Here is a 2,563-nt window from a genome sequence, read left to right on the forward strand (position 1 = left end):
GGACGGGGCCGGGTCCGCGTCCGGGGCCGGCGGAGGGGGCGAAGAGGCCCGCCTGCCGGGCCGCGTGCGCCCGCAGCAGGTGCACCGGCCCGAACAGCAGCTCGTCCGCCGCGGCCCGCTTGAAGTACAGGTGCGCGTCGTGCTCCCAGGTGAAGCCGATCCCGCCGTGCAGCTGGATCGCCTCCCCCGCGGCGAGCCGCAGCGCCTCCAGCCCCTGCGCGAGGGCCAGGCCGCCCTGCGCCGGGTCCCACGCGGCGTAGCAGACCGCGGAGCGGGCCGCCTGGAGCTGCACGTACAGGTCCGCGAGCCGGTGCTTGACCGCCTGGAACGAGCCGATCGGCCGCCCGAACTGCTCCCGGGTCCGGGCGTACTCCACCGTCCGCTCCAGCACCCGCCCGGCCGCCCCGGCCGCCTCCGCGGCGAGCACGGCCGCCGCGGTACGCCCCACGGCGGCCAGCGCACCGCAGACCGGCCCGCCGTACGCACCGGGTCCGCCGGGCCCGCCGCCGTCGAACGGATCACCCTCGCCGAGCCACTCCGCCTCGACGTCCCGCAGCTGCACCACGGCCTGCGGGCGGGTCTCGTCCAGGGCCGTCTGCCGCACCCGCACCAGGCCCGCGGCACCCGCGCGCACCACGAACAGCAGCACCCGGCTCCGCGCGAAGCCCCCCGCGTGCGCCGGGACCAGCAGCAGGTCCGCGCTGTGCCCGTCCAGGACCTGCGCGGCCTCCCCGTAAAGCCGCCACGCCCCGTCCGCCGCGCGGCGGGCCTGCACCCCGCCGGCCCGGCCGCCTCCGGCCCACTCCCCCGCCGCGCCGTCCCCGGTCAGCCCCAGCGCCGCCGACAGCGCCGGACCCGGCACCGCCAGCGCGGCCGTCAGCCCTCCGCCGGCCAGCGGCGGCAGCAGCGCCGCGCGCTGCCCCGCACCGCCGAGTGCCGCGACCAGCGGCGCGGCCAGCACGGCGGTGGCCAGCAGCGGCGACGGCAGCAGCGCCCGCCCCGTCTCCTCGCAGGCCAGCACCAGGTCCGCGGGGGCGCAGCCCACGCCCCCGTACTCCTCGGGCACGGCCAGGCCGGGCAGGCCGATCTCCCGCGACAGCTGCTCCCACAGCTCCCGGTCGTAGCCGTCGGCGGTGCGCACGGCGGCCTTGACCCGGTCGGGGCCGCAGCGCCTGCCGAGGACCTCGCGCAGGGTGCGGCGGATCCCCTCCTGCTCCGCGGTGAAGGCGGCATCCATCATCGGGCTCCTCCCCGTAACTGACGGGCCGTCATGTTAGGGGCGGGGGCGCGACATGCCCAGAGCGAGGAGCGGGCGGACGCGTACTGGAACTGACGATGCGTCAGCTGTACGTTCGTCCCATGCCTGGACCTGGCCCCCTCTCCGGACCCGTACCCGACACCGCCCCCCGCCGCCGCGTCGCGATCGTCGGCGCTGCCCTCTCCGACTGCGGCCGCGTCGACGGCCCCACCCCGTACGCCCTCCACGCCCAGGCCGCCCGGCGCGCCCTCGCCGACTCCGGCCTCGACCGCTCCGTCATCGACGGCTTCGCCTCCGCCGGCCTCGGCACCCTCGCCCCGGTCGAAGTCGCCGAGTACCTGGGGCTGCGCCCCGCCTGGACCGACTCCACCTCGGTCGGCGGAGCCACCTGGGAGGTCATGGCCGCGCACGCCGCGGACGCGATAGCCGCCGGCCACGCCAACGCCGTCCTGCTCGCGTACGGCTCCACGGCCCGCGCCGACATCAAGGCCCGCCGCCGCACCGCGAACCTCTCCTTCGGCGCGCGCGGCCCCCTCCAGTTCGAGGCGCCGTACGGGCACACGCTGATCGCGAAGTACGCGATGGCGGCCCGCCGCCACATGCACGAGTACGGCACCACCCTCGAGCAGCTCGCCTCGATCGCCGTCCAGGCCCGCGCGAACGCCGCCGACAACCCGGACGCCATGTTCCGCGACCCGGTCACCGTCGACGACGTCCTGTCCGGCGAGATGATCGCCGACCCGTTCACCAAGCTGCACTGCTGCATCCGCTCCGACGGCGGCTGCGCGATCCTGCTCGCCGCCGAGGACTACGTCCCCGACACGGCCAAACGCCCCGTCTGGATCCTCGGCGCGGGCACCGCCGTCTCCCACACCGCCATGTCGGAGTGGGAGGACTTCACGGTCTCCCCCGCCGCCGCCTCGGGCCGGGTGGCCTTCCGGCGGGCCGGCCTGACCCCGTCCGACGTCGACATCGCCGAGCTGTACGACGCCTTCACGTACATGACGCTGGTCACCCTGGAGGACCTCGGCTTCTGCCCGAAGGGCGAAGGCGGCGCCTTCGCCGCGAAGGGCCGCCTCCTGCGCGACGGCGACCTCCCGGTCAACACCGACGGCGGCGGCCTCTCGGCCTGCCACCCGGGCATGCGGGGCCTGTTCCTGCTGGTCGAGGCAACCCGCCAACTCCGCGGCGAGGCCGGCCCGACACAGACGCTCCGCCGCGATGGCACCCCGCCGGAGGTGGCGGTCGCCTCGGGCACGGGAGGCTGGTTCTGCAGCGCGGGGACGGTGGTGCTGGGGCGGGGGT

General features: G+C 76.9%; 2 protein-coding genes. One reads left to right on the top strand and one right to left on the bottom strand.

Translation table 11 applies throughout. The annotated features are described in order from the left end of the window. On the bottom strand, nt 1–1,237 hold a 1,237-nt coding region (locus EF903_RS31490; protein ID WP_148142628.1), incomplete at its 3' end, for an acyl-CoA dehydrogenase family protein. 122 nt (nt 1,238–1,359) lie between these two features. Here EF903_RS31490 and EF903_RS31495 point away from each other — a divergent pair. Continuing rightward, nucleotides 1,360–2,563, top strand: a 1,204-nt coding sequence (locus EF903_RS31495; protein WP_125548389.1) for a thiolase C-terminal domain-containing protein, incomplete at its 3' end; no start/stop codon positions are given.

This window comes from Streptomyces sp. WAC05292 (assembly GCF_003949955.1).
In the GTDB taxonomy this organism is placed as follows: domain Bacteria; phylum Actinomycetota; class Actinomycetes; order Streptomycetales; family Streptomycetaceae; genus Streptomyces; species Streptomyces globosus.